The 25,013-nt window shown below is 66.9% G+C and carries 22 protein-coding genes and 1 tRNA gene; 12 read left to right on the forward strand and 11 right to left on the reverse strand.

Translation table 11 applies throughout. The features are described from left to right. Positions 1–70: 70 nt before the first annotated feature. A complete protein-coding gene (locus ACM9HJ_RS28795) occupies positions 71–643 on the reverse strand; it encodes a manganese efflux pump MntP family protein (protein WP_416575248.1) in 573 nt (190 codons plus the stop codon). Between the two features lie 243 nt (positions 644–886). Beyond that, entirely contained in the window at positions 887–1,219 is a 333-nt protein-coding gene (cutA, locus tag ACM9HJ_RS28800) for a divalent-cation tolerance protein CutA (protein WP_416575249.1), read from the reverse strand. A gap of 210 nt (positions 1,220–1,429) precedes the next feature. Here cutA and ACM9HJ_RS28805 point away from each other — a divergent pair. Beyond that, positions 1,430–1,506, forward strand: a tRNA-Pro gene (locus tag ACM9HJ_RS28805). Between the two features lie 79 nt (positions 1,507–1,585). Here the strand turns inward: ACM9HJ_RS28805 and ACM9HJ_RS28810 are convergent. The 3 genes from ACM9HJ_RS28810 to ACM9HJ_RS28820 are packed head-to-tail and all read right to left on the reverse strand — an operon-like array spanning position 1,586 to position 4,969. Further along, the gene (locus tag ACM9HJ_RS28810) at positions 1,586–1,897 is read right to left on the reverse strand and encodes a hypothetical protein (RefSeq protein ID WP_416575250.1); all 312 of its coding nucleotides are present in this window, start codon (positions 1,895–1,897) and stop codon (positions 1,586–1,588) included. Next, the gene (locus tag ACM9HJ_RS28815; protein WP_416575251.1) at positions 1,894–2,760 is read right to left on the reverse strand and encodes an exonuclease domain-containing protein; all 867 of its coding nucleotides are present in this window, start codon (positions 2,758–2,760) and stop codon (positions 1,894–1,896) included. Before ACM9HJ_RS28815 ends, ACM9HJ_RS28810 begins: the two co-directional genes overlap by 4 nt. A gap of 34 nt (positions 2,761–2,794) precedes the next feature. Beyond that, positions 2,795–4,969 (reverse strand): intermembrane phospholipid transport protein YdbH family protein, encoded by a 2,175-nt coding sequence (locus ACM9HJ_RS28820; protein ID WP_416575252.1) that lies wholly within the window; start codon positions 4,967–4,969, stop codon positions 2,795–2,797. A gap of 109 nt (positions 4,970–5,078) precedes the next feature. Between ACM9HJ_RS28820 and ACM9HJ_RS28825 the strand changes: the two genes are divergently transcribed. From ACM9HJ_RS28825 to ACM9HJ_RS28855, 7 genes are all read left to right on the forward strand, one after another. After that, positions 5,079–5,675 (forward strand): peptidylprolyl isomerase, encoded by a 597-nt coding sequence (locus ACM9HJ_RS28825; RefSeq protein WP_416575253.1) that lies wholly within the window; start codon positions 5,079–5,081, stop codon positions 5,673–5,675. A 106-nt stretch (positions 5,676–5,781) separates the two neighbouring features. After that, entirely contained in the window at positions 5,782–6,261 is a 480-nt protein-coding gene (locus tag ACM9HJ_RS28830) for a peptidylprolyl isomerase (RefSeq protein ID WP_416575254.1), read from the forward strand. 97 nt (positions 6,262–6,358) lie between these two features. Beyond that, complete coding sequence (locus ACM9HJ_RS28835; protein WP_416575255.1) at positions 6,359–6,742, forward strand: DUF6157 family protein; 384 nt, start codon at positions 6,359–6,361, stop codon at positions 6,740–6,742. A 76-nt stretch (positions 6,743–6,818) separates the two neighbouring features. Next, positions 6,819–7,574 (forward strand): ABC transporter ATP-binding protein, encoded by a 756-nt coding sequence (locus ACM9HJ_RS28840; RefSeq protein WP_416575256.1) that lies wholly within the window; start codon positions 6,819–6,821, stop codon positions 7,572–7,574. Then, on the forward strand, positions 7,571–9,103 hold the full coding sequence (locus ACM9HJ_RS28845; protein ID WP_416575257.1) for a hypothetical protein: 1,533 nt from the start codon (positions 7,571–7,573) through the stop codon (positions 9,101–9,103). The genes ACM9HJ_RS28840 and ACM9HJ_RS28845 overlap by 4 nt, the downstream gene beginning before the upstream one ends. Before the next feature lie 75 nt (positions 9,104–9,178). Next, positions 9,179–10,240: a bifunctional transcriptional activator/DNA repair enzyme AdaA gene (locus ACM9HJ_RS28850; RefSeq protein WP_416575258.1), complete on the forward strand. Its 1,062-nt coding sequence runs from the start codon at positions 9,179–9,181 to the stop codon at positions 10,238–10,240. Continuing rightward, complete coding sequence (locus tag ACM9HJ_RS28855) at positions 10,237–11,043, forward strand: isocitrate lyase/PEP mutase family protein (RefSeq protein ID WP_416575259.1); 807 nt, start codon at positions 10,237–10,239, stop codon at positions 11,041–11,043. The genes ACM9HJ_RS28850 and ACM9HJ_RS28855 overlap by 4 nt, the downstream gene beginning before the upstream one ends. On the opposite strand, the gene ACM9HJ_RS28860 is transcribed toward ACM9HJ_RS28855, so the two are convergent. Next, positions 11,012–11,926, reverse strand: coding sequence for a LysR substrate-binding domain-containing protein (locus tag ACM9HJ_RS28860; RefSeq protein WP_416575260.1), 915 nt, complete (start codon positions 11,924–11,926; stop codon positions 11,012–11,014). The two genes, ACM9HJ_RS28855 and ACM9HJ_RS28860, sit on opposite strands and share 32 nt — an antisense overlap. An 86-nt stretch (positions 11,927–12,012) precedes the next feature. Between ACM9HJ_RS28860 and ACM9HJ_RS28865 the strand changes: the two genes are divergently transcribed. Next, the gene (locus ACM9HJ_RS28865; RefSeq protein WP_416575261.1) at positions 12,013–12,903 is read left to right on the forward strand and encodes a DMT family transporter; all 891 of its coding nucleotides are present in this window, start codon (positions 12,013–12,015) and stop codon (positions 12,901–12,903) included. A 113-nt stretch (positions 12,904–13,016) separates the two neighbouring features. On the opposite strand, the gene ACM9HJ_RS28870 is transcribed toward ACM9HJ_RS28865, so the two are convergent. The 4 genes from ACM9HJ_RS28870 to ACM9HJ_RS28885 form a co-directional block, all read right to left on the reverse strand. After that, positions 13,017–14,555, reverse strand: coding sequence for a ribonuclease J (locus ACM9HJ_RS28870; RefSeq protein ID WP_416575262.1), 1,539 nt, complete (start codon positions 14,553–14,555; stop codon positions 13,017–13,019). 99 nt (positions 14,556–14,654) lie between these two features. Then, complete coding sequence (locus ACM9HJ_RS28875) at positions 14,655–16,007, reverse strand: PepSY-associated TM helix domain-containing protein (protein WP_416575263.1); 1,353 nt, start codon at positions 16,005–16,007, stop codon at positions 14,655–14,657. An 8-nt stretch (positions 16,008–16,015) separates the two neighbouring features. Continuing rightward, positions 16,016–18,238, reverse strand: a complete 2,223-nt coding sequence (locus ACM9HJ_RS28880) for a TonB-dependent receptor (protein WP_416575264.1) — start codon at positions 18,236–18,238, stop codon at positions 16,016–16,018. A gap of 132 nt (positions 18,239–18,370) precedes the next feature. Further along, positions 18,371–18,772: a DUF2946 family protein gene (locus tag ACM9HJ_RS28885; protein ID WP_416575265.1), complete on the reverse strand. Its 402-nt coding sequence runs from the start codon at positions 18,770–18,772 to the stop codon at positions 18,371–18,373. A gap of 150 nt (positions 18,773–18,922) precedes the next feature. Here ACM9HJ_RS28885 and ACM9HJ_RS28890 point away from each other — a divergent pair, with 150 nt between their 5' ends. The 3 genes from ACM9HJ_RS28890 to ACM9HJ_RS28900 all read left to right on the forward strand — a co-directional run bounded on the left by ACM9HJ_RS28890 (position 18,923) and on the right by ACM9HJ_RS28900 (position 21,335). Next, positions 18,923–19,717 (forward strand): glycoside hydrolase family 3 N-terminal domain-containing protein, encoded by a 795-nt coding sequence (locus tag ACM9HJ_RS28890; protein WP_416575266.1) that lies wholly within the window; start codon positions 18,923–18,925, stop codon positions 19,715–19,717. Beyond that, positions 19,635–20,006: a fibronectin type III-like domain-contianing protein gene (locus ACM9HJ_RS28895; RefSeq protein ID WP_416575267.1), complete on the forward strand. Its 372-nt coding sequence runs from the start codon at positions 19,635–19,637 to the stop codon at positions 20,004–20,006. The genes ACM9HJ_RS28890 and ACM9HJ_RS28895 overlap by 83 nt, the downstream gene beginning before the upstream one ends. A 294-nt stretch (positions 20,007–20,300) precedes the next feature. Further along, on the forward strand, positions 20,301–21,335 hold the full coding sequence (locus ACM9HJ_RS28900) for a sensor domain-containing diguanylate cyclase (RefSeq protein WP_416575268.1): 1,035 nt from the start codon (positions 20,301–20,303) through the stop codon (positions 21,333–21,335). A 43-nt stretch (positions 21,336–21,378) separates the two neighbouring features. Here ACM9HJ_RS28900 and ACM9HJ_RS28905 read toward each other — a convergent pair whose 3' ends face one another. Further along, complete coding sequence (locus tag ACM9HJ_RS28905; protein WP_416575269.1) at positions 21,379–25,005, reverse strand: beta strand repeat-containing protein; 3,627 nt, start codon at positions 25,003–25,005, stop codon at positions 21,379–21,381. Positions 25,006–25,013 lie beyond the last annotated feature (8 nt).

Below are 25,013 nucleotides of genomic sequence, written 5' to 3' on the forward strand. Positions count from 1 at the left end.
AGTCATCTCTGTCGTCATCCCAGTGAACGCCGAGATGACGGAGAGGGGGGCGTTCACAGGCTCTGCTCCATCACGCCCCCAGATGCTGCACCAGGATCTTGGTACCCAGCAGCACCAGCCCGACCCCGCCGATGCCCACGGCCCAGCGGCCAAGCAGCGGGCCCACCGCACGGCCCAGCATGACGCCGAGCGTGGACAGCGCGAAGGTCACCAGGCCGATGACCAGGGAAGAGGCCAGGATCGGCTCATCGAAAAAGGCCAGCGGCACGCCGATGGCCAGCGCGTCCACCGAGGTGGCGAATCCGGCCATGAAAAGGGCCGACATTGTCAGGGCCATGCCGGCGGCACCATCCTCCCCCGCCTCGTCACCGCCCTTCCAGGCTTCCAACGCCATGCGGCCACCGACGACGGACAACAGCACGAAGGCGATCCAGTGATCGACGGCGGCAACGATATCGGCGAACGCCATGCCCAGCGCGAAGCCGACCAGCGGCATCACCATCTGGAAGCCGCCGAACACGGCCCCCACAGTCAGGGCGTGGCCCATATGGGGACGGCGGAGTGCGGCGCCCTTCCCCAGCGCCGCGGCGAACGCATCCATGGCCAGACTGATGGCCAGGGCGAAGGTGGTGGTGGCGATCACGGCATTATCTCCGGGGACGAGCGGGCGACGATGCACGCGATCCTTCCCCGGGTCCCTGCCGGGGGGATCGCGCCATCGGTCTCGTCGAACAGGCCTGTGCCGGCCTGTCGTCCGCGCCATGAGGCGAACCCCAAGTCTGTTGACACGGACACCACCGGTTGGGGCCGGTGGCGGACTACTCCCCAATTGACGGGGGCGGTATAGGTGTGGGGCCCCCGGCCCGTCAAGCCCGATCGGGTGCGGTCAATTGCCCCCGCCGCTGCTTTCCGCAGCCAGCCAGGCCAGATAATCAGGCAGGCCGGCCATGATCGGCAGGGCGATGATGCAGGGCAGGTCATAGGAGTGCAGGGCGCGCACGCGGGCGGACAGGGCATCGAACCCGTCGGCACGACATTTCAGGATCAACACCACCTCCGTAGCGCGCTCCACCACGCCCTGCCATTTATAGACTGATTCCATGCCCGGCAGGATGTTGGCGCAGGTGGCCAGCCCTTCCTCTACGATCCACGTGGCGATGGTCCGGGCCATATCGGCATCGGGCGTGGTGACATAGACGAGGCAGGTGGCGGTTTGCATGCAAGGGATTCCTTGGGTTTGCGCCCTGACGGCAGCACAGGCCGGCGGCACTTTCCGCCATGATGGCGGAAGGCTTGCCCCGCGCTCCGGGCAGGTCAGGCAGGAAAATGCATTTTCCCCGACACAAACGTTGCATCCCCAAAAACTCGTGTCTATATTCCGCGCCCGAACGACGGCCGGCCCAAACCGGACGATGTTCGATCGAGAGGTCGGAGCGTGGCGCAGCCTGGTAGCGCACTAGACTGGGGGTCTAGGGGTCGCAGGTTCGAATCCTGTCGCTCCGACCATCTCTCGATAGCCTGATCAAAGGGTTACGCGAAAAGCCGCCGTCAGGACTGACGGCGGCTTTCGTGTTTTTACCGGCCCTCAGCCACCCGACGGGTCCACGCGCTGCCATTCACGGTCGACACATTTCACGCTCTTGCCATCACTGTCGCGCTCCAACTGGCCGGGGCGGGGGCAGAAGCCGCCGGCGCGGACGCTGCCGGAGCTTTCCGACGGTGGCGGGGCACCACCGGTGGCAACCACCCAGACGGTATCGCAGCGGACCAGCCCCTCCTTCACGACCTTCGACATTTGCATGGCGCCCTGCGGCCAGCATTTCTCCCCGATCGTCTGCGCCGCACCGGGTGATGTGAACAAGGCCAGGGCCAGGCCGGTCGTCATGATCGCCTTCATGGCGTAACCCCCTTCCCGTCAAGTCCCAGCATTTCCATGAATTCCGCCTCGTCCAGCATACGCAGGCGGCCATAACGGCGCTGACGTGCCTGAGCGGCGGTCAGCTTGGTTCTGCCTGGCGACAGGCCCACCACCAGCCAGTCGGTATCCTGGCGGATATAGGCCTGGAACGTGCCGCCGGCCCGGGCGATGGCGCGGGCCGCGTCGGGGCGCGAGCAGGCCACCAAAGTGCCGGTAACGGCGAAATTCTGTCCGTCAACGCGACGGGTGGGCGATGGCAAGGCAACGGAGGTCTGAACGGTAACGGGAGGACGGCCGGGACGGCGGGCACCAACACCCAGGCGGTCGGCGGCTTCCGCCACGGTGGCCACGCCCAGCATGTCAGCCACATGCCGGCCGATGGCGGCGCAGGCGGAGGCATCGCTGCCGGCCTCATGATGGTTCAGTTCTATGCCCAGGTGGTGGGCGACAATGTTCAGCTTGTGGCTGCGCAACTGCGGGAAGGCGGCGCGGGCCAGATCGACCGTGCAGATGAAGCGCAGGGGCGGCACGGACAGGCCCGCGGCCAGCAGGCAGGCGTTCAGCACCCCGGCATCGAAGCTGGCATTGTGGGCCAGGATCGTCGCCCCCTCCAGCAGGGGCGCCAGATCGGGCCAGATACCGGCGAAGACCGGTTCGTCGGCCACGTCGTAGGGGCGGATGCCGTGCACGGCCACGCAGAACGGGGAGAATCGTGCAGGTTCCGGGCGGATCAGGCGGCGAAAGATGGGGGTGTCAGGCTGGAACACATCGGCCAGGCCCACGGCGCAGGCGCTGTCCCGCCGTTCATTGGCGGTTTCGAAATCGATGGCGCGTTCGATCAAGCGGAGCTCCTGTCATTCCGACCATCGGTTTAGCCTATTCCTTGCGCGCCTTGAAGGCTGTGATGGCGTCGGCAGCGAAAGCAGGTACGGGGGCGGCGATGGCAGGTGGTGCCGGTGCCAGGACCAGATTCATGGGCATGGCATAGCCGCCATAGAGCGACGGGTTGCTGCCATCCAGCGACAAGCGGGAACCGTGCGGGGTAAGCGACAGTTCCAGCGCCCGATAGCGGTAATCAGCCAGGGCACGGGTGACCAGGGCCAGACTGTCATTGCGGGCCGCATCCAACCAGTGTGCACCGCCGGTCAGGGACAGGCGGCCAGGGGTGGTGGCGCGCAAGGCCCCCGGACCGGGACGGGCGCCTGTGGCATTGATTAGAACCGGTATCGAACCGATCAAGGTTCCGTCGGCATTCAGATCATCCACGCCCAGAGCTGCAAGGGCAGATGACAAGGGTGTGGCAGGGATATCCACCGTCAGGTCCAGATGATCGTTGCCCAGACGGAACAAGGTCGGCGGGATGGCGACACGCTGGCCCGCCCACAGGAAAGGTTCCGGAACCAGGCGCAGCACACCGTCGCCCGGCATCGACAGGCCCAGGGATCCGCCGGTCAGGGACAGGCCAGGATCGAACAGACCGATGGCGACGGATTGCTGGGGCATGGAAAGCGGCGACAGCCGGTCGAAATGCAGGACGCCGTTGATGCCGGCGACGCGCAAGCCCGGCAGGGTCAGGCCCGCCCCCTCCAGCAGCAGATCGGCGGAACCATCGGTCGAAGAGTCGGTCCAGCCGGCGGACAGGCGACCGGCGATCGTGCCGTGGAAGCCCGCCGGCAAGGGCGCGCCGGGGAACAGCCGGGGGGTGTCGCCAGATTCCAGGCGGAGCGGTGCCAGCCTTGCCACCAGCCGGCCGCCGGCAGGGTCCAGGTCGATGCCGCCGCTGAGCTGGGCGCCGCCATCCTTGCCGGTGGCCTTCCATTCCAGGCGCAGGTCGCTGGCGGGATCACCGCGCAGCCTGGCCGCCAGCGACGCGGGCGCCAGCCAGGGCAAGCGCAGGCTGGCGGCACGAAGATCCAGGTCCAGCGGCAGAGCGGCGCGGCCGGTCAGCAGCAGGCCCTTCGCCTCCACCCCCAGGGTGGGGATGGACAGGGCGCCGGGCTGGTCCGGCGCCGCCGACAGCCACCATTGTCCCTCGATCCGCCGGGCCGTGGCACCCAGCGACAGTGCGTTGTCGCGCGGTCCCCGGCCCAGGCCGATGTCGCGCGCATCCAGACGCAAGGACAGGTCGGGCCAGATGGCAGGCAGTGCTGCCAGTGAGAAACCCCGGGCCGACAGGGTGACCTCCAGCGGGCCGCCGGTGAAGCCGGGGTCGGGTTGGCCCGCGCGGGCGGCAAAGGCGGCGAGGTCGGTGACCCGCAGCTGGGCGTTGAAACGATGGCTACCCTGGTCATCCGGGTCCAGCAGCGCATCCAGGCGGGCGGCCCCCTTCCAGTCCAGCACCGCCTGTCCCTGCCCGTCCTTCCAGCGCAGCGACAGGTCGGGCAACTCGTCCGGCAGGCTGGCGGCCGTCACGTCCAGGTCGCCGGTCCAACTGCCGGTAGCAAGACGGCGCAGATTGCCCTGGCCCGACAGACGGGGGCCACCGGGCGTGGGGGTGAAGGAGAAGCCGGCCGCAACCAGGCCACCGTCGCGCCAGTCAGCGGTGAAGCGGGCGGGCACGCCGGTGGCGCCCAGGGCAACGATCCCCTGCCCTTCACCATGCCAGCCATCGGGCCCGGGCGTGAAACCGGCATCCAGGGTCAGTGGCAGGATGCCGATACCGCCGGGCAAGGCCAGGGTCAGCCGGGCATCCTGGAAATAAAGGGGGCCGTCCAGGGGCATGTCGGCCGGCAGGCCGGAGCCGGACAGGCCGACCGGCCGGGACAGGCGCAGGGCACGCACCATCAGACCCGACAGGCGGCCGCGCCAAAGGCCGATGGGGGTGAAGTCGGCCTCGAACCGGTCCGCCCCCTCCTCCCCACCCAGGGAGAAGGCACCGGTGGCATGCGTCCAGCCCAGATCGTCCACGGCCAGTTCGGCCTGGGGATATCCCAGCCCCCGCAACTCCGCCGTCCAGCGCGTGGCAAGCAGGCCGGGCGCCGCCAGCCACAGGGCCAGCAGCGCCAGGGCCGGCAGGCCGGCCGCGATCATCGCCTTCTGTTTCAGACGCAATTCGATAGTCCCGGCAAATTCCGCCGCCCGGCGCGGCAACCCGCATCTTTCCATGCAAGGATGCGGCCGCTATCGTGGCGAACGCAACGCAAGAGAGACGATGCCGCCCATGCTTCCGCGCCTTCTGCTTTTCCTCTGCCTGATCCTGGCCGTGCCTGTGGCCGAGGCTGCCCGTCCGCCGGCCAATCCCGACGACACGCTGGTCATGGAGCTGAAATCCGGCACGGTCATCATTCAGATGCGGCCTGATCTGGCACCCATCCATGTGGCGCGGATCAAGCAGCTGGCGCGGCGCGGATTCTATGATGGGGTGCCCTTCCACCGCGTCGTGGCCGGCTACATCGCCCAGGCCGGCGACCGCAGCGGCACCGGCCGGGGCGGCACCGGCCGATGGCTGGAACTGGAACCCAGCAAGGAACCGCATGTCCGCGGCTCCGTCTCCATGGCGCGCGGCCTGAACCGCAACAGCGCCGACAGCCAGTTCTTCATCCTGATGCGGTCGCAGGAACCCACGCTGGACGGCAATTACACGCTGTGGGGCCATGTCGTGAAAGGCATCGAGCTGATCGACAAGCTGAAATCCGGCGACAAGACGAAGGATGGCTGGGTGAAGGAAGCGGACCGGATCATCAGCATGCGGGTGCAATCGGACCCGCCAGCACCGCCCAAGCCTGCTCCCGCCAGGCCCCAGGCTCCCCCGAAATAGCAGGTGGGCCATCCCCTGCCCCCTGTTCACATACCGGCGACATATCGCTATGGTGCGCAACGGCATGCAACCGAGAGCCGGGGCAACCGGTGCAAGGATGATTGAAATGGATCTGGAAAATACCCTCTATCTCGACCTGGCCGGCGGCCGCGTCACCATCCAGCTGCGCCCCGATCTGGCGCCCAAGCATGTGGCCCGCATCAAGGAGCTGGCGCGCGAGGGCTTCTATGACGGCCTGACCTTCCATCGCGTCATCGAGGGCTTCATGGCCCAGGGCGGCTGCCCCGACGGCAATGGCATGGGCGGTTCCGGGCAGAACCTGCCGCAGGAATTCTCGCGCGAGCCGCATGTGCGCGGCACCTGCTCCATGGCGCGCGCCGCCAATCCGAACAGTGCCGACAGCCAGTTCTTCATCTGCTTCGCCGATGCCCGCTTCCTGGACGGCCAGTACACGGCCTGGGGCAAGGTGACGGACGGCATGGAGCATGTGGACGCCATCAAGCGCGGTGCGGGCCGCAATGGCGAGGTCAAGGACCCCGACATCATCGTGAAGATGAGCGTCGCCGCCGACGTGGACGCCGCCTGATTTTTGGGCTTGGTTTCAAGTACAAACGCCGCCGCGGAGGATTCCGCGGCGGCGTTTTGCTATTCTGGTATCCCAACGACGAAGCGGGGGAACCGGGATGCATAGCACCAATTATCACAACACCCTGATCACCGTGTCGGCGGATTGCCCGGTCAGTGTCGGCACGCCGCCGGCAAAGCCGGGGACCATCGCGGAACGGCAATTCGCGCTGTTGGCCCAGAACCCGTACCAGCTGACCTCCGACGCATTGCTGCTGGCGGTGGAGAATGAACGCAAGCAGCCGGTGACGGCGGAAACGTTCTTTGCCAAGCCCCAAGCGTGCCTGCGCGCCTCACCGCTGGTCAAGAAACAGGGATATGGCCTGCATCATGATGCCGAGGGGTGTGTGGCGCTGGTGCCGGTGGAGAGCGAGACCTATGCCAACCTGCTGGCCGATGCTTCGGTGATAAAGCGGCCGGGAATGCGTAGCGCACGAGGGTGATAGGTAACAAGGCTTCAATCCGACCGGGATTATTGTTAACTATGTCTTCCCTTTGGCATTACCCCGGTCGTGACAGATGAACCAAGCCGCCCCCGCCCTGGAAATCCGCGGATTGCGCAAATCCTATGGCGAGAAGGAGGCGGTGAAGGGCATCGACCTGACCATCCGGCCGGGTGAATTCTATGGGCTGCTGGGCCCGAACGGGGCCGGCAAGACCACGACTCTGAAAATGGTGGTCGGGCTGCTGGCACCCAGTGCCGGCACCATCAGCATATTCGGCATCGACAACGCCGCCGACCCGGTGGCGGCCAAGCGGCAGGTCGCCTGGTTGCCGGACGAGCCCATGCTCTATGACAAGCTGACGCCGCTGGAATATCTGGAATTCGTGGCCGGGCTATGGGGCATTGACGCGCGCACGGCGGCCGAACGCGCCGAGGAACTGCTGACCCGGCTGGAGCTGCATGAGCATCGCAACGAGCGGTGCGAGGGTTTCTCTCGCGGGATGAAGCAGAAGGCGGCATTGGCCGGGGCGTTGATCCATGATCCGCGCCTGCTGATCCTGGACGAGCCGCTGACCGGTCTGGATGCCGCCATCGCCCGGCAGGTGAAGGATTTGCTGGCAGAGAAGGCGCGGGCCGGCTGCACCATCATCCTGACCACCCATATCATGGAAGTGGCGGAACGGCTGGTCGATCGGATCGGCATCATCCAGCATGGCAAGCTGCTGGAGGAAGGCACGCTGGCGGAGCTGCGCGCACGGCACGGGCGCGACGGCGCCTCGCTGGAGGAGCTGTTCCTGGACCTGGTTTCCGGCAAGGCGGTGGCGGCATGAGCCTGATGGCACCGGGCAGCCTGCCCTGGCTGCTGCGGCATGAGCTGCGGCTGGCGTTTCGTACCAAGAAGACGGGGCCCTGGGCCTGGGCCGTGCTGATCGTCGGTGTGCTGTTCATGCACGGGATCGGCTTCCTGTCGATCTACGGATTGTCCAAGCTGAAGGTGACGGAGGAAGGCATCCAGCTGATCTTCGGCAGCATGGGCCTGTTCGCCGCCGCCATCATGCTGGCGGCGTCGCTGCAGCTGACGGTCAATGCCATCTATACGCGCGGCGATCTGGACCTGCTGCTGTCCTCCCCCTTGAAGCCCGGCACGATATTGCCGGTGCGACTGCTGGCCGTGGGGCTGGCGGTGATGGTGGGCAGCGTGACCATGTCGGCTTGTTTCATGAATCCCGGTGCCATCATGGGGTCGGCGCGCTGGCTGGTGGGCTATGTCACCCTGCCCGCACTCTGCATGCTGTCGGTGACGCTGTCCTTCCTGCTGGTGCTGGCGCTGGTCAAGCTGGTGGGCGCGCGCCGTGCGCGGACGGTAGCGCAGGTGATGGGCGGGGTGATCGGCATCGGTGCCGCCCTGGCCGCCCAGATCCCCAACATGAACAGCACCGCCGACAAGGCCACGCAGAAGCGCAATTTCCAGGCGCTGGCCGATCTGGGCGACAATCCCGCACTGGAACCGCTGCGCTGGCTGGGGGCCGCGATTACCGGTGAACCGCTGCCGCTGCTGATTCTGCTGGTCGTCTCCGTCGGCGGGTTCGCGCTGGTGACGATGAGCCTGGGACCGGCCTTCGTCCGCTCCATCAACGCCGCCGCCGGGGCCGATGCCACGCCGCGCCGCAAGGTGGGGGCCGATACCGGTCCGCTTTCCTTGGCGGTGCGGGGCGTGACCGGTACCGTGCTGTGGAAGGAATGGCGCCTGATCTTGCGCGATCCCAGCCTGTTGACCCAGGTCTGTTCCATCCTGCTGGTCGCCGCCCCGATCGCGCTGCCCGGCCTGGGCAAATCCGTCAGTACGGCGTCGGGAGAAGTGATGGCCTTCGGCTGGATGGGTGTGGTTCCGGTGGCGGGGCTGCTGGCCGGCGCCCTGGTCTGGCTGGCCTTCGCCGGGGAGGATGCGCCCGACCTGCTGGGCACGGCACCCGTACCGGCGCGGCGCATGCTGCGCGACCGGCTGCTGGCCGCCGCCTTGCCGGCCATCGTGCCGGCAACGGTCGCGTGCCTTTACGTGGCGACGGTGACGCCCTGGTCGGCGCTGATCCTATGGCTGGTGATGCTGCTGTCGGTAATCCTCTATCTGCTGATGGATATGCGGCAGGGACCGGTGCTGGGCGGGCGCAAGGCGTTCCAGAAACGCTATCAGAGCAATGTCATCGCCCTGTTCGGGGAGATGCTGCTGGGCTTTGCCGTGACCGGGTTGGGCTGGCTGCTGCTGAAGTTCGTGCCGCCGATGCTGGCCGTGCCGTTGCTGGTGGTGTTGGTGGCGGGGGGAGTGGCCGGGGTGCTGCTGCCCAAGCGGGCGGTGGCGTAGGCGACGTTCCCCTTCCCACCGTCCATGTCCGAAAACCGCGAGCCGTGAGGCGGGTTCCATGACAGGATCAGGCCCATGGAAACGCTCGACCCCATCGCCTGCTACCGCGCCGTTGAAACCAGGGACGTCCGCTTCGACGGGCGGTTCTTCACCGCGGTGCTGACCACCGGCATCTATTGCCGGCCGATCTGCCCGGCGCGCACGCCCAAGGCGGAGAATTGCCGGTTCCACCCCACGGCCGCATCGGCGCAGGAGGCGGGGTTCCGGCCCTGCCTGCGCTGCCGGCCGGAAGCCGCCCCCGATCTGGCCGTGTGGCGCGGGACGTCCAATACCGTCTCACGCGGGCTGGCCCTGATCGCCGAGGGGGCGCTGGACGGGGAGGATAGCTCCGTCGATGTGCTGGCCGGGCGGCTGGGCGTGGGGGAACGGCAGTTGCGGCGGCTGTTCAAGCAGCATCTGGGTGCCAGCCCCATCGCCGTGGCCCAGACAAGGCGGGTACTGTTCGCCAAGCAGTTGCTGCATGAAACGGCACTGCCCATGGCGGAGGTGGCGCTGGCGGCGGGGTTCGGCAGCATCCGGCGCTTCAACGAGACGTTCCAGTCGCTCTATAGCCGTGCGCCGCGTGAGCTGCGACGTCAGGCGCTGGCATCCGACAAGGCGGAGGGCAGTGTGGCCCTGGACGGGGTGGTGCTGCGCCTGCGCTATCGCCCACCTCTGGACTGGCCGGACCTGCTGGACGCGGTGGCGGCGCAGGCAGACGCGGCTGAAAAGGTGGTGGATGGCGTCTGGCGCCGGTCGCTGGCGGATGGAGAGGTGACGGTGACCGCCCTGTCCAGCCAGGACATGCTGAAGGCGGTGATCCGCACCGGCGATATCAAATCCCTGTCGGGCATCGCCACCCGGCTGCGGCGGCGGTTCGACCTGTCGGCCGATATGGCCGTGATCAATGCGCACCTGGCGCAGGACCCGGCGCTGGCCCCACTGGTGGCGGACCGGCCCGGACGGCGCGTACCGGCACCCTGGGACGGGCCGGTACCGATCTATGAAGGGGAGCGACGATGGCACCCCTGGGGCGCCTATGCCCGCCGTCACCTGAACCTTCCCGACTTCCCGCTTTCCCTGGAAAAGGCATCATGAGCGACAATTTCTCCACCTTCCACACCCTTCACACCGGCGAAAGCCCGCTGATCCTTTGCAATGTCTGGGATGGCGGCAGCGCGCGGATGATGCGCAGCCTGGGTGCCAAGGCCATCGCCACCACCAGTGCGGGCCTTGCCTGGGCCCTGGGTGTCGCCGATGGCAACAAGCTGCCGGCCGGCCTGCTGCTGGGTGCCGCCGCCAATATCGTGCGGATCGTCCCCGACCTGCCGGTCAGCATCGATATGGAGGCAGGCTACAGCGACGATCCCGCCGCCGTGGCCGATCTGGCGCGGCGCATCGTGGCGACCGGTGTGGTCGGCGTGAATATCGAGGATGGGGCGGGCACGCCGGAACTGCTGGCCGAAAAGATCAAGGCCATCCGGGCCGCCGTGGGGCCGGGCCTGTTCATCAATGCCCGCACCGATGTCTATCTGCGCGGTCTGGCCCCGGTGGGGGAACGGGCGACGGAAGTGGTGCGGCGCGGCGCGATCTATGCGGCGGCGGGCGCGTCCGGCCTGTTCCCGGCGGGCGTAACCGATCCTTTGGAAATCAAACACATCGTGACCGGTGTTAACCTGCCGTTGAATGTGATGGCGCGGCCCGGCCTGCTGCCGGCGGCGGAGCTGGGCAAGCTGGGCGTGAAGCGGCTGTCGGCGGGATCGGCGCTGACCGAGCATATCTGGGGCCGGGTGGCTTCACTAGCGGGGCCGTTCCTGGCAGACGGGATTTCCGATCCGATCTGCGCCGATGCCATGCCCTATGGTCAGGTCAACGCGCTGATGGCGGGGGGACAGGGCTGAATTCGGCGGCAAGTGCCAGCAAACGGTCCCGCGCCTCCGCCACGGCGGGGCGCGGGGTGCCGGTGCGGGTGACCAGATGGTAGAGGTACGGGTTGGGCACCCAGAGCGGGCTGATGGGTACCAGCCGCCCGTTGGCCACCCAGGGATCGCCCAGGGGTGAACGCAGCATGCCGATGCCCAACCCCGCCTCCAGTGCCGCCAGCACGGTATCGTAATCCTCGAACCTGATATCCTGGGGGCGTGGCTTGCTGTAGGCGACGCCATGCGCCGCCAGCCAGGCCCGCCAGGAGGTGACGGTACTGTCATGGACCAGGGTTTCGGCCAGGATAGCCTGTACACCGGCGTCACGGCCCAGCCGGGCGGCGAGCGACGGGGCGGCCACGGGATAGACCATTTCGCGGAACAAAGGCGTGGCGCTGACATCGGCCCATTGGCCGTTGCCGCAGCGCACGGCGATATCCACCTCCCCCTTTTCCAGGTCGGCGAGGCGATGTTCCACCTGCATGTCGAAGCGCAGATGCGCGTCCTGAAGCTTGTCGAGTGCCCGGAACAGCCAGAGCTTGGCAAAGGCCGGCAGGATGGACAGGCGCACGATCTCCGTTCCCCGCCTTTGCCGCCACTGGTCGCCGGAGCGGGCGATCATGGTGAACGCCTCCCCCACCCGCGCGATGAACCGGTCGCCGTCGGGCGTGGTGCGCACGCCGCGCCCATGCCGTTCGAACAGGGCCACGCCCAGCCAGGCCTCCGCCGCCTGTACCCGGCGGCTGATGGCGGCGTGGGTGACGCCCAGTTCCAATGCGGCGGCGGAGAAGGACCCGGTACGCCCGGCCGCCAGCACGGCGGTCAGGCTTTCCAGCGGCGGCAGGGACAAGCTGTGCGTCATGCGTACAGGTGTCGCCCTATCGGTGCGCTATGTCAACAGCTCGCGATGGGGCATGATTTCCCCATCGACCCATCCACGGACCCATCATGACCGCGATCTGCACCGAAACGCCCCGCCCCAGCCTGCTGCCGGCCCTGGCCGTGCTGGTCACCGTGACCAGTTGGGGCAGCGCCTTTCCTGCCATCCGGGTCGCCCTGGGCGGCATGGACCCACTGCCGCTGGCGGCTTTGCGCTTCGCGCTGGCCGGCCTGTTGGTGCTGGGCTTTCTGTTGTGGAAGCAGCCGGTGCTGCCGCGCGGGCTGGACGCAGTGCGGTTTGCCGCCTGCGGCGGCATCGGCATCGCCATGTACAATATGCTGTTGAATACCGGGCAGAAGAGTGTGTCGGCGGGGGCGGCCAGCTTCATCGTCAATGTCGCCCCGGTGCTGACCGTGATCTTCGCCACCCTGTTCCTGAAGGAACGGTTCCGGCGCTGGGCCTGGGTGGGCATGGGGATCAGCATGGCGGGCGTCGGCCTGATCGCGTCGGGCCAACCGGGGGGCTTGCGCCTGGGCAGCGGGGCCAGCCTGCTGCTGGGGGCTGCCGTCTGTACGGCAACCTATTTCGTGCTGCAACGGCCGCTGGTCGGGCGGTACGGGGCGCTGACTTCATCGGCCCTGACGCTGTTGACCGGTGCGGTCTGGCTGTCACCCTGGCTGGGCGAAGGGGTGCGGCAGTTCCTGGCGGCACCGGTGACGGTGCAGGGGGCACTGCTGTTCCTGGCCTTGTTCCCGGCCGCCATTGGTTATGCCGCCTGGACCTATGCCCTGGGCCATTTCGGCGCGGCACGCGGGTCGAACTTTCTCTACATGGTGCCGGTCGTCGCGTCCGCCGTGGCCGTGCCGCTGACCGGGGAATTGCCCATATGGACAACCCTGGCCGGCGGAGCGATGGCGCTGGGCGGGGTCGCGTTGGTCAATACCAAGGGGCGGGGGTGAGGTGTTTGTCAGGGCTCGCCTTCGGCTCGACCTGACCTACGGCATCAAGCCGTCACCGTAGGTCAGGTCGAGGGGTATTACCCCGAGCCCTGACAGACCACATCCCCGAAAACTCACACCTGACCGGCGACCAGAACCTTCCCAGGATCATAGGTCACGCGGTCGCCGCTGGGGTCGCTTTCCAGCGACAGCAGCGGGGCGGTGACGCGGCCCAGGACGCGGGAGCCGCCCTCGGACAAGCGGATCACTTCCGCTTCTTCCGCCATGATGGCGGACTGGCAGCCGGCGGCGCGGGCCAGACGGGCATGGGCCTCCAGATGCATTTCCGTGCCGTGGACCGGCAGGGCGATGCGGGGGCGGACCAGGGCGTAAAGGTCGCGCAGTTCATTGGCACCGGGATGGCCGGAGACGTGCAGCGGCTCGCCCCCCATCAGGTCGGTGCCCATCAGCACCTCCACACCGCGCGCCCGCAGCTTGGAAACGACCTTCTCCACCGCTTCCTCGTTACCGGGAATGATACGGGCGGAGAGGACGACGGTGTCGCCGGCGCCGAACGGCGGGAAGCGGCGTTCGCCGCGCGCCAGCTTGGCCAGGGCCGCTTTCTCTTCACCCTGCCCGCCGGTGCAGATCAGGGCGACCTTGTCGCGGTCCAGACCCTTCAGGTGGGCGGGTTCGGCCAGCGGTACCGGCACATGGTCCAGCATGCCCAGGTCGCGCGCCGTCTCCTCGCTGTTGCGCATGGAGCGGCCGGCCAGCGCCACATGGCGGCCAGCGGCCTCCGCGGCGGAAATGGCCGAGGCGACGCGGGCCACGTTGGTGGCAAAGCAGCAGATGGCGATCTGGCCCTTGCGGGTGGCGAACAGCTTGTCGAAAGCGCGGCGGACCTGCGCTTCCGACGAAATGGGCATGTCCTTGTGGGCGTTGGTGCTGTCGCACAGCATGGCCAGCACGCCCTCGTCACCCAGCTTGCGCAGGGCGTCGATATCCGTGGGCTGGCCGATGCCGGGCTCCGGATCGAACTTCCAGTCACCCGTGTGCAGGACCGTGCCGGCATCCGTGTCGATGGCCAAGGCCACCGGCTCCGGGATCGAATGAGTCATGCGGATGGTGCGGAAGCCGAAGGGGCCGATCTTGAACGACCCGCCCACCGGGTAGGTGTTCAGCGTGACCTTGTCCAGCACCCCAGCCTCATCCAGGCGGCGCGCGATCATCTTGGTGGCGAACGGCGTGGCCCAGATCGGGCAATCCACACCCTGCGGCCACAGCCGGTCGATGGCGCCGATATGGTCCTCATGCGCGTGGGTGACGACAAGCGCCAGCAACCGGTCGCGAATGGGGGCCAGGAAGGCCGGGTGGGGAATGACGCAATCAACGCCCTCGACACCCTGATCGGGGAAGGCGATGCCGGCATCGACCAGGACCCAGGCGCCGTCATGGCCGTACAAGGTCCAGTTCATGCCGATGCGGCCCAGGCCGCCCAGCGGCACGACCAGCACTTCACCCTGACCCGGCACGGGCCAGCGGCGGTCGAAATCGGTATAGCGGTGGAAGGGGATGACCGTGGCATCCGCCCGGTCCATGTCCGCGCCGGCCCCGATGCGGGGGAACGCGGTGGCGCTTTCATGCAAAGCGTCGAAATCAGTCTCTTTCATGCATCGCCCTTATCCCGCAATGCAGCAGCCTTGTCAAAGGCGCTGCACGCGGGTCAGGCATCGGCTTTCATTGGCCGTTCTATGCGGATGCGCGCTGGATCATGTCATTCTTAAACCCAACCATTGTCGCCCCTTCCGCCATTGCCGCAGCAGGGCCAGATCGATCAGCGCCACGATGATCACCGACAGGCCAAGCAGCGGCAGGAACAGCGCGAAACCCAGCAGGATCAGCCCCATCACTGCCGAGCTACCCTTGATGCGCAAAGGCGGCGGGGCGCCCAGCGCGCCCGACGGCCGGCGCTTCCACCACATCACCACGCCGCTGACCGACAACAGCACCAGGCCCAAAGCGGCCAGCACGCCCAGCAACTGGTTGAAGGCGCCGAACAACTGACCCTCATGGGCAGCGATGCCGACGCCGACGACGCGGTCGATGACATGGCGGTCGGCGAATTCCTCCCGCCGCAGCAGGTCGCCGGTGGTGCCGTCCAGGTCGATGGACACGCGTTGCGGCCGGTTGGCAGTCAGGGAGCGTACGGCCCATGGGGCACCGGGCTTGTTGGGCAGGTTGATATGGACGGGGGCCGGTAAGTTCAGGGGGGCGATGCGGGTCACCACATCCGACAAGGTGGCGGCACCGACCATCATGTCGTCCATCGACAAGGAGCCGTGGTCCATGGGTGCGGTATCAGCATGTTCGTGCACATCATGGGCGGCGCGTTCGGCACTGCGGCTGGTGGTCCAGTCCTGTTTGACGGCGGCGGTGCCGGTGGCTTCGCGGACCATCTTGAACGCTCCGCCCCAGACCCCGGCCCAGGGCAGGCCCGTTAGCAGCAGGAACAGGGCCAGGAACGACACCCAGATGCCGACCACCCCATGCAGGTCACGCCAGAACATGCGGCCGCCGGCCGACAGGCGGGGGTAGATCACCCCCGCCCAGCCGGACCGGTCACGCGGCCACCACAAATAAAGACCGCTGGCCACCATGACGATGCCCCAGCACGCCGCCAGTTCCACCAGCCAGGAACCGCGATCGCCCATCAGCAACTCACCATGGAAGGTCTTCACCTGTTCCATCAGCCGATCCTCCTCCCGCACCTTGTGCAGGATGGACAGGGTCTGCGGGTGGACATAGACGCGCCAGAGAGCCCCCTGCCCGTCCCGGATCTGGACACGCACGGCGTCAGTCGGGTGTTCGGACAGGATATAGGTCTTCAAGCTGCCACCCGGCACGGCGGCCAGCGCCGCCAGCGCCTGGGCATTGGCATCGGCGGCGGGACCGGTCAGGGTGAGGTTGTCATAGGGGCGGTCGATCCAGGCCTCCACCTGCGGCTTGAACAGATAGAGGGAGCCGGACAGGGCCAGGGCAATGATGAAGGGCACACAAAACAGGCCAGCATAGAAATGCCAGCGCCAGATGGTGCGGTGATCCAGCCATTTGCGGTTGGACATGGCCCTTTTTACCCCTTCCATTTCAGTTCAAGCGTGAAGGTGCGCTGCGGATAGGGGTGGAAGACCCAGGCGCGGTCATTGCCGATATTGTCGACGCCGACGGAAAGCCGGGTCACCTCCGTCATGTCCCAGGACAGTTTGGCATCGAAGATCATCAGTTCCGACGTGTAGCCATAGGTGTCGCCGCGCTGTGTGCCCTCCAGGTTGGTGTTGGGGCGCGACGCGTAGCGCCAGCCGGTGGAGAACTGCCAGTCGGTGGCGAACCGGTAGCGGGCATTGCCGTTCAGGCGCCATGTCGGGATGCGGGGGAACTGCACGCCCTCCGATGCCGGCACCGACCGGTTGCGGATTGTTTCGGCATTGATCCAGGCAGCGTTGAAATCAACATCCAGCCCGTCGATGCCGGCGATATCCACCGCTTCGGCAATCGCCTCCACACCCCATTGGCGGGTGATGTCGATATTCTTGAACGACGAGGTGACGATGCCGAACTGGTTGAAGCCCTGCTGGCTGAAGATCGCGTCCTTCACCCGCTGATAGAAAAGGCTGCCGGTGAAGCGGACATCACCGAAGGACCGGCGCAGCATCAGGTTGGCGTCGCGGGATTTTTCCGGCTTCAGGTTGGGATCGAAACTGTTGATGTCGAATTCGCCATTGCCGTCCAGGCGACCCTGGAACAGCTCCCCCACCGTGGGGAAGCGGGTGGCCGTGGCCAAGCTGAGTTGGCCCATCCAGTCATCGGGCAGGTCGGCCTGGATACCAATGGACGGGCTGAGGGCGGTATCCTTGCGGTCGGTATAGGATTGGTATTTCGCGCTGCCGGCGACGCGGGTGCCGATGCGGCCGTCGAAGGCCCGCCATTGGTCGACGCGCAGGCCGCCGGTCAGCTTCACGGCCGGTGTCAGCTGCCAGGCATCGTCGATGAAGGCGCCCAGCTGGCTGGTGCGGCCGCCGGTGCGGGTGCTGAAAGCCGGCGTGGCGGCGCTGCGCCAGTTGCTGACCGCGTAAATGGTCTGGTCGGTTTCATAGAGGCTGGCATTGAAACCGATCGCCAGGTCATGGTCGCCGATGGTGCGTTCCAACTGCCCGTCGCCGGTCCACCAGCCGGTATCGCCCTGGCGCGTATCGGTGCCGGCACCGTTGGTGATGCCGTTCTGATAGCCGGTGGAGGTGCGTACACGCTGCTTGTCGGTGAGAAAGCGCGACAGGTTCAAGGTGGCCTGCCAGTCGGCCAAGGGGCCTTCCAGCTTCAACCCGCCCAGCATTTCCCGCCGTTCGGTCAGGGACAGGTTGATGGCGGGCATGGAGTAGAGCGCACCATTCACCGACACACGGCCGGTGAAGATCGGATTGCCGGCCGCGTCGCGCAGATATGTCGAGGGGTTGGTACCGTCATAATCGCTGGTCCACAGCATGGCCAACAGGCCGGCCGACCAGCCATTGGCGAAGTCGTAGCCGATGCGGGCGCGGAGCTGGTCCTGGCTGGTATCTTCCACCGTATAAGCACCAGCCACGGGGGTTTTGGTGATCAGGTTGGGGTCGGTGACGGCGCCCGTGACGGCGGTGGCAGGGGCGGTGCCCGTGGCCGGGGTCAGCTGGTAGAATTGCTGGGGGTGGCCTTCATTCTCCAGATGGCGATAGGAGAGACGCGCACTCCAGGGACCGTCCTTCCAGCCGAAGCCGGCTTCGCCCGTATAGCCGTCGAAACTGCGGTCGGTACCGTACTGTTTATAGGGCTGCACGAAATACTGGGCGGTGGCGAAGCTTTCCAGGCCGTCCCTGGGCGGCTTGGTGGTGATGGAGATGATGCCGCCCATGGAATTGCCGGGATAACGGGCCGAATAGGGGCCATAGACGATGTCGAACTGCTGCACCTCCCCCGGACCGACCACACCCCATTTCGGCGGGAAGGAGAAGCTGTTGCCCAGCAGGTTCGACACGACAAACCCGTCCACCAGCACCAGGGCGCGGGCCGATTGGGTGGAATGGGTTCCGCGGAAGCCAGGGACGGCATTGGCATCACCGATGAAGCGCTTGCGCACGAAGAAATTCGGTGCGTATTTCATCAAATCTTCGACATTCACGGCATTGATCGCCGCGAACTGTTCCTGACCGAGCGAGACGGACAGACCGCGCGGGACGATGGTGATGGGGACGTCGCGCTGGCCGATGACGATCACTTCAGCGATCTGGTTGTCTTCGGCAAAGGCGGGCGGAGAAAGGGCGATCAACGCCGCAGCGCTTAGGCAGCGGGCGCGTAAGGTTGTGCGGGGCACGTATGTGTCCTCCGGCGGCCAGACCCGCGATGAAGCTAAAGTCGGGCGGGCGGCGCCTGTCGGAAATGTCCGGGAATGGGTGGTCGGTCAGACAGCCCAGGACATTGGCGGCGCGCGGGCACCCAAAGGCGCCCCGGCCCAGAGCCGGCGGCGGACGGGTTCGACGAAGGGCCGCAGGACAAGGAAGTCGCGGCGCGCCGGCAGCAGCAGGGCCAGCAGCAGCAGGATGGGACCCAGTAGGGTCATGGCCATGAAGGGACAAAGGCCCTGGTGACCGGTATCGACCGGCGCATCATCCCCATCACCGGTCTGGATCATGGAAGAACCGGCACCGGTACAGATGACCAGCCAGCCCTTACCATTGTCGGGGTCCGTGTTCGGCATGTAGCCGCCGGGGATCATCCCGCGCAGAAGCAGGGCAAGCAGCAGCAGCCACGGTGCCAGACACCGCGCCGAACCCGCCACGTTTGAGAGAATTGCCCTGGTCATGTTTCTTTTAATGATCCCAAGCCCGGTTCGGGTCAACGCCCACCTGCTGCGACCGAACGACCACGGGTGGGAAGCGGTCGATTGACCCGGTCCTGGCCGCTGCATATGGTAGCGCTATCAAAAATAAAACATGTCCATCCGGGGGAACCGATGCGCCAGCCGACACGGGGCCTCAGGGCCTTTCTGTCCCTTTCCGTCTGTCTGTCCTTGCTGGCCCTTCCCGCCATGGCGCAGGAGGCGTGGCGTGATCCGGGGTTGGACCCGGCCAAGCGTGCCGCCGATCTGGTGGGGCGGATGACGCTGGAGGAAAAAGCCGGTCAGATGCGCCATGCTGCCCCCGCCATCCCGCGCCTGTGCATCCCCGCCTATAATTGGTGGAACGAGGGGCTGCATGGCGTGGCGCGGGCGGGTGAGGCCACGGTGTTTCCCCAGGCGGTGGGGCTGGCCGCCACCTGGGATGTGGGGCTGATGCGGCAGGTGGCCGATGTCACGGCCACGGAATTCCGTGCCAAATACCTGAAGACGCGAGGGGTGGACGGGGCGTCGGCGCAATATCGCGGCCTGACCGTCTGGTCGCCCAACGTCAATATCTTCCGCGACCCGCGCTGGGGCCGGGGACAGGAGACGTTCGGGGAGGACCCGTATCTGACATCGCGCATGGGCGTGGCCTTCATCAAAGGTTTGCAGGGCGATGATCCGCGCCATCCCAAGACGGTGGCGACCGTGAAGCATCTGGCCGTGCATAGCGGGCCCAACGCCGACAGTGTCGATGCCCTGGTCGGCAATTACAACGGCACCCCTTCACAGCCCATCACCATCCTTGCCGGCATCAAGGAGCGGTTTGCCAAGGCGGAGGTGATCTATGTCGCGCGATCGGATCACGGCCGGCGAGGGCGTGGAACTGTCGATGAAGGTGCGAAACAGCGGCCGGTGGGCGGGGGATGAGGTGGTGCAGCTTTACGTTTCCCACCTGACCCGCTATGCGCAGCTGCGCGCCTTGGCGGGATTTCAGCGGTTGACACTGAAGCCCGGCGAAAGCCGCACCTTGCGCTTCACCCTGGATGCCAAGGCTCTGTCGATCGTGGCAGCGGATGGAAAGCGGGTGGTGCCGGAGGGGGCGGTGCGGATCTGGGTGGGCGGTGGCCAGCCGCTGCACCGGGCGGGATTGCCGGTCGTGGCGGGGCAATCCGTGGGTTTGATCATTGAAGGCAACAAGCAATTATCTGACTTTTAAACCACAACAGAGCAATCAAGGGCGATTATTCACGCAAAAGCAGGGCCGGTGATTGCGCAGGCAAGTCAGCAAGGCGGTAGGACCGAATACTCATACCACATACGAATGGATGCATTGGAAACGCATCATCAGGCAGAGGATAATGACCGGAGCCGGCCCTTTGTGACCGTTCCATTACCACCCTTGATGGTGCGATGCGATTGCCCATCCTGTTCTTGCAGGATACGATCCATCGACGGAGGAACGGTCCCACAGTGACCGGTCCGGTGGTGGTGGTAAAGACGAGCAGTGGCGATGATCGGGCAAGAAGCGGCGGTACCTAAGGAATTCCTGGCGCGCATGTCCAGCGCCATGGTTTCGGCCGGCAATGTCGAACAGTTGACGCGGCCGCTGCTGGAACTGCTGGAATTGATGACGGGGCTGGAAAGCACCTATCTGACCCGTATAGACGGCGATGCCCGGGTACAGACCATCCTGTTTTCACGCAACAGCCGGGTGATGCAGATCCCCGAAGGGCTGTCGGTGCCGTGGAACGACACGCTGTGCAAGCGGGCGCTGGAGGAAGGGCGCAGCTATACCGACAATGTCGCCGATTGCTGGGGCGATTCGGATGCGGCGAGGGCGCTGGGTATCCAGACCTATGCCAGCGTCCCGGTCTATGTCGCCGATCAGGCGCTGTACGGCACACTGTGCGCGGCCAGCAAGGACAGCCGGCCGATGTCGGCGCAGGGGCAGCAGGTGCTGTCGCTGTTCTCCAGCCTGATTTCCCAGCAATTGCAGCGTGAACAGCTGCTGGACAAATTGCAGAAGGCCAATGCGGCACTGGAGGTGGAATCCTCCACCGATGCGCTGACCGGCCTGCCCAACCGGCGCTTCGCCCTGTCGGAACTGGACAGGCTGTTCGCGCTGGCGCAGCGGACGAGGCAGCAGGTGCTGCTGGCCTTCATCGATCTGGACGGGTTCAAGGGCATCAACGACACGCATGGGCACGATGCCGGCGACGAATTCCTGATCGCCGTGGGCCGCCGCCTTTCGGCCGGCCTGCGCCGGGGGGATGTGCTGGGCCGGCTGGGCGGGGATGAGTTCATCTTCATGGGCCTGACGGCGCCGGGGGAAACGAACGGGTTGAAGGCCGATGAGGCGGCGTACCAGCGCCTGGCCCCGCTGCTGCGTGGGCGGTACGATTTGGGGGCCTGCGCCCTGGACTATCCCGGCGCCAGCTTCGGCATCGTCGTGGCCGATCCGGATGCGACGACGCCGGAAGAGGCGCTGCGCGAGGCCGATGCCAGGATGTATATCGACAAACGGGCGCGGCGCGCGGGTGGTTGATGGGAAGAGCCCCGGCGGACAGAACCCGCCGGGGCTTTTTTGATCAATCTGCGAAGCTGATCAGATCATCCTTCACCGAAGCCGGGTCCAGGACGAAGGGCGTGGTGCGGACATCGCCCTCATCCGCCGGCACCGTGTCGGCCAGCGGCAGGTCCAGCCGGTGGCGTTCCACCAGCGTGGCCATGCCGAAGACCGGGCGGTCGGCGAACAAGTAGGTGCCGGAACGCGTACCGTCGATTCGGATCAGGTCGGCGGCATCGGTGCCGGACACGCCGACCACGGTACCGGAAGCGGCGAAGCGGCCGGTTCCGCGATAGGTCAGCGACCCGACCCGCACATCCAGGCCGGTGACCGTACCCGCCGTTTCCAGCACCAGGGCGTTGGACAGGCTGAGCGTGCCGGTCGATGCGATACGCGTACCCGCGGTCAGCACCGCCCCCTGCCCCGTCACGCCGGCCAGCGTCAGGTTGGTGCCGGCAGTGGCGGTCAGGTTGCGGGCGGTGACACTGCCCAGGGTGACAGCCTTGGCACCGGTGATGGCGGTGTCCTGGATGCTGGTGATGGCGCCGGTGGTCAAGGTGTCACCGGCAGTGACGGTGACGTTGCGGCCGGCAACATTGGCCAGAGCGGCGCCCTTGCCGGCGGTTACGCGGACATCCTGGCTGGCGGTGATGGCACCGGCGGTCAGGACATCGGTGCCCGACAGGGTGATGCTTGCGGCGGCAAGCGTGCCCGTGGACAGCCGGGAGGCGCTGACGATCAGGGCGTTGGTGACGCTGACCGGTGTTGCGAAAGCCACCGTGCCGCCGGCCACGTCCAGGCCGGACAGGCCGGTGACGACGCCATTCAGGCCGACGGCACCGGTGCCGGCGCGGACGGTCAGGCGGTAGGGGCCGGAGAGCGCACCGGTCACCGCGACATTGTCGGTGGCGGCACCGGCGGTGGTGATGGTGCTGTCGCTGGCCAGCGTTACCGGACCAGCCAGGCGGATCGTACCGCCGCCGGTGCTGGTCAGGTCGCCATTCAGGGTCAGAATGCCGGCATAATCCTGCTGGCCCGTGGTCTTCAAGCCGCGCAGGGCGATGGTGGAGCCGCCGACGGACAGCAGCTTCAAAGCACTGGTGCCGCCCACGGTGCCGTCCAGGGCCACCTTGCCGCGACCGGCATCGACGACCAGGGCGTAGGCACCGTTGATCGTGCCATTGACGCGGATATCGTCGGTGGCGGCACCGGCAGTGACGATGGCACTGTCGCCCGCCAGGGTGACGGGGCCGCCGACCCGGATGGACCCGCCCAGGGTGGAGACCAGGTCGCCCGACAGGGTCAGGGCACCGGCATGATCCTGCAGCCCCGTGGTGGTGACACCGCGCAGCGACAGGCTGCCGCCGCCGACCGCAAAGCTGGACAGGGCACGGGTGGCACCCACGGCACCGACGACATCGACACGGGCCGTGCCGGCATCCAGCACCAAGGCGTAGGGGCCATCGACGGGGCCGGTGATGCGGATATCGTCGATGGCGGCACCGGCCGTCACAATGGCGCTGTTGCCCGTCAGTTGGGTGGTGCCGGCGATGCGGATGGCACCACCGGTGGTGCTGACCAGATTGCCGTTCAGGCGGATGGTGCCGGCATAATCCTGGGCGCCGCTGGTGGTGATATCGCCCAGGGTGACCGTAGAACCACCGGCCGACAGCAGGGTCAGGGCGCGGGTGGCACCGACGGGACCGCCCAGGGTGAGCTTGCCGGCACCGGCATCGGCGACCAGGGCGTAGGGTCCATCGACGGTACCCTGGATGCGGATATCGTCGCTGGCGGCGCCGGCGCTCACGATGGCGCTGTTGCCGGCAAGGGTGACGGGACCGCCCAGGCGGATGGTGCCGCCGACGGTGCTGGCCAGGTCGCCGTTCAGGGTAAGGGCGCCGGCATAATCCTGAAGGCCGGTGGTGGTCACGTCGCGCAGGCTGACGCTGGAACCGCCGGCGGAGAACAGTTTCAGGGCGCTGGTCGCACCCACGGCACCGTCCAGCATGACCTTGCCGCGGCCGGCATCGACCAGCAGGCCATAGGCGCCGTTCACCGGACCGGCAATGCGGATATCGTCGGTGCCGTTGCCGGCAGTAACGATGGCGCTGTCGCCCGCCAGGGTCACGGGGCCGCCCAGGCGGATGGTACCGCCAATGGTGCTGGCCAGGGCACCGGACAGGGTGATGGTGCCGGCATAATCCTGCTGCCCCGTCGTAGTGACGTCGCCAACGCTGACCGTGGCACCGCCGGCCGACAGCAGCATCAGCGCAGAGGTGGCACCGATGGCGCCGCCCAGGGTGACCTTGCCGGTGCCGGCATCGGCGACCAGGGCATGGGCGCCGTTGATGGCGCCGGTGATCTGCACATCGTCACCGGCGAAACCGGCGGTGACGATGGTGCTGTCGGTGGCAAGGGTCACGGGGCCGGCCAGGCGGATGGCACCGCCGGTCATGCTGACCAGATCGCCGGACAGGGTGACGGCACCGGCGATATCCTGGCGACCACTGGTGCGCACGCCGTTCAGCGTGACCGTGGAGCCCTTGGCGGCCAGACCGGCCAGGGCCTGACTGGCGCCGACCGTGCCCAAGCTGACACTGCCGGTGCCGGCATCGATGGTCAGGAAACCGGCGCCGTCGATGGCGCCCGCGACATTGACGCTGTCGGTGGCAGCACCGGCGGTGACGATGGTGGCCAGATCGCCAACGGTCAGGGCACCGGCGAGCGTGACGCTGCCACCCAGTACATTGCCGGACAGCGACAGGTCGGTATTGGCACGGACGGTGCCAGTGCCCGCATCCAGCGTGCCGGAGACGGAAACGCCGCCCTGTCCGCCGTCCAGGATGATGTCGCCACCGTCCTGGCGGACGCTGTGCGCCTGGACGATGCCGGTCATGTCGATGACATTGTCGACAACGCGCGCGGCGGTGGAGGCCGACAGCAGCATGGAGCCGCCCTGCACCAAGCCCGCCTGTTCCAGCTTGGCACCGCTCACCGCGGAACCGGCATCGAAGCTGATCAAGCCATCGCCTGTCAGGTCCAGAGTGAAGCGCTGGGCGGCACCCAGGGTGACACGGCCCAGTTCGGCGCGGATGGTGCCGGTGTTGCGCACATGCGGGGCGACCAGGGCGGCCAAGCCGCTGCTGGCAGTGATGGTGCCGTTATTGGTGATGGTGGCACCGGCGACGGTGGATGCGCTGTCGAACCGATAGTCGCCGGCAATGAAGCGTTCATTGGTGATGCCGGCCGTGGTCGCCACCAGCGAGCCGACATCCACCACCGACCCGGCGCCGAACAGGATGCCGTTGGGATTGATCAGGAAGATGCGGCCATTGCCGGTCAGCGAACCGTCGATGGTGCTGACCTGACCGCCGGTGACGCGGTTCAGCGCGATGGAACCGGTGCCGGGCTGCACGAAGCGCGTCGTTTCCCCGGCGGCGATGTCGAAACCGCGCCAGTCGATGATGGCCTTGTCGCTGCCCTGCCGCACCTCCAGCACCGATCCGGTGGTGTCAAAGCCGACGGTGCCATGCACCACGGTCGGGTTCACGGGATTGGCGGCAGCGGCACCCGCGAAGGCCAGGATCACGCCGGTCAGGGCGGTGCCGGCCAGCAGGTGGCGGCGGCTGGAGTGCATGTCACGGACCATGGGTTCAT

This window comes from Niveispirillum sp. KHB5.9 (genome assembly GCF_048066115.1).
GTDB lineage: Bacteria > Pseudomonadota > Alphaproteobacteria > Azospirillales > Azospirillaceae > Niveispirillum.

What these genes read in the sequence shown, in the direction of transcription:
- cutA (WP_416575249.1), bottom strand. Translation starts at nt 1,219, where the DNA reads ATGCAAACCGCCACCTGCCTCGTCTATGTCACCACGCCCGATGCCGAT.
- ACM9HJ_RS28860 (WP_416575260.1), bottom strand. Translation starts at nt 11,926, where the DNA reads ATGACGCACAGCTTGTCCCTGCCGCCGCTGGAAAGCCTGACCGCCGTG.
- ACM9HJ_RS28890 (WP_416575266.1), top strand. Translation starts at nt 18,923, where the DNA reads ATGCGCCAGCCGACACGGGGCCTCAGGGCCTTTCTGTCCCTTTCCGTC.
- ACM9HJ_RS28895 (WP_416575267.1), top strand. Translation starts at nt 19,635, where the DNA reads ATGTCGCGCGATCGGATCACGGCCGGCGAGGGCGTGGAACTGTCGATG.
- ACM9HJ_RS28855 (WP_416575259.1), top strand. Translation starts at nt 10,237, where the DNA reads ATGAGCGACAATTTCTCCACCTTCCACACCCTTCACACCGGCGAAAGC.
- ACM9HJ_RS28835 (WP_416575255.1), top strand. Translation starts at nt 6,359, where the DNA reads ATGCATAGCACCAATTATCACAACACCCTGATCACCGTGTCGGCGGAT.
- ACM9HJ_RS28830 (WP_416575254.1), top strand. Translation starts at nt 5,782, where the DNA reads ATGGATCTGGAAAATACCCTCTATCTCGACCTGGCCGGCGGCCGCGTC.
- ACM9HJ_RS28885 (WP_416575265.1), bottom strand. Translation starts at nt 18,772, where the DNA reads ATGACCAGGGCAATTCTCTCAAACGTGGCGGGTTCGGCGCGGTGTCTG.
- ACM9HJ_RS28870 (WP_416575262.1), bottom strand. Translation starts at nt 14,555, where the DNA reads ATGAAAGAGACTGATTTCGACGCTTTGCATGAAAGCGCCACCGCGTTC.
- ACM9HJ_RS28825 (WP_416575253.1), top strand. Translation starts at nt 5,079, where the DNA reads ATGCTTCCGCGCCTTCTGCTTTTCCTCTGCCTGATCCTGGCCGTGCCT.
- ACM9HJ_RS28900 (WP_416575268.1), top strand. Translation starts at nt 20,301, where the DNA reads ATGATCGGGCAAGAAGCGGCGGTACCTAAGGAATTCCTGGCGCGCATG.
- ACM9HJ_RS28875 (WP_416575263.1), bottom strand. Translation starts at nt 16,007, where the DNA reads ATGTCCAACCGCAAATGGCTGGATCACCGCACCATCTGGCGCTGGCAT.
- ACM9HJ_RS28810 (WP_416575250.1), bottom strand. Translation starts at nt 1,897, where the DNA reads ATGAAGGCGATCATGACGACCGGCCTGGCCCTGGCCTTGTTCACATCA.
- ACM9HJ_RS28850 (WP_416575258.1), top strand. Translation starts at nt 9,179, where the DNA reads ATGGAAACGCTCGACCCCATCGCCTGCTACCGCGCCGTTGAAACCAGG.
- ACM9HJ_RS28845 (WP_416575257.1), top strand. Translation starts at nt 7,571, where the DNA reads ATGAGCCTGATGGCACCGGGCAGCCTGCCCTGGCTGCTGCGGCATGAG.
- ACM9HJ_RS28905 (WP_416575269.1), bottom strand. Translation starts at nt 25,005, where the DNA reads ATGGTCCGTGACATGCACTCCAGCCGCCGCCACCTGCTGGCCGGCACC.
- ACM9HJ_RS28865 (WP_416575261.1), top strand. Translation starts at nt 12,013, where the DNA reads ATGACCGCGATCTGCACCGAAACGCCCCGCCCCAGCCTGCTGCCGGCC.
- ACM9HJ_RS28840 (WP_416575256.1), top strand. Translation starts at nt 6,819, where the DNA reads ATGAACCAAGCCGCCCCCGCCCTGGAAATCCGCGGATTGCGCAAATCC.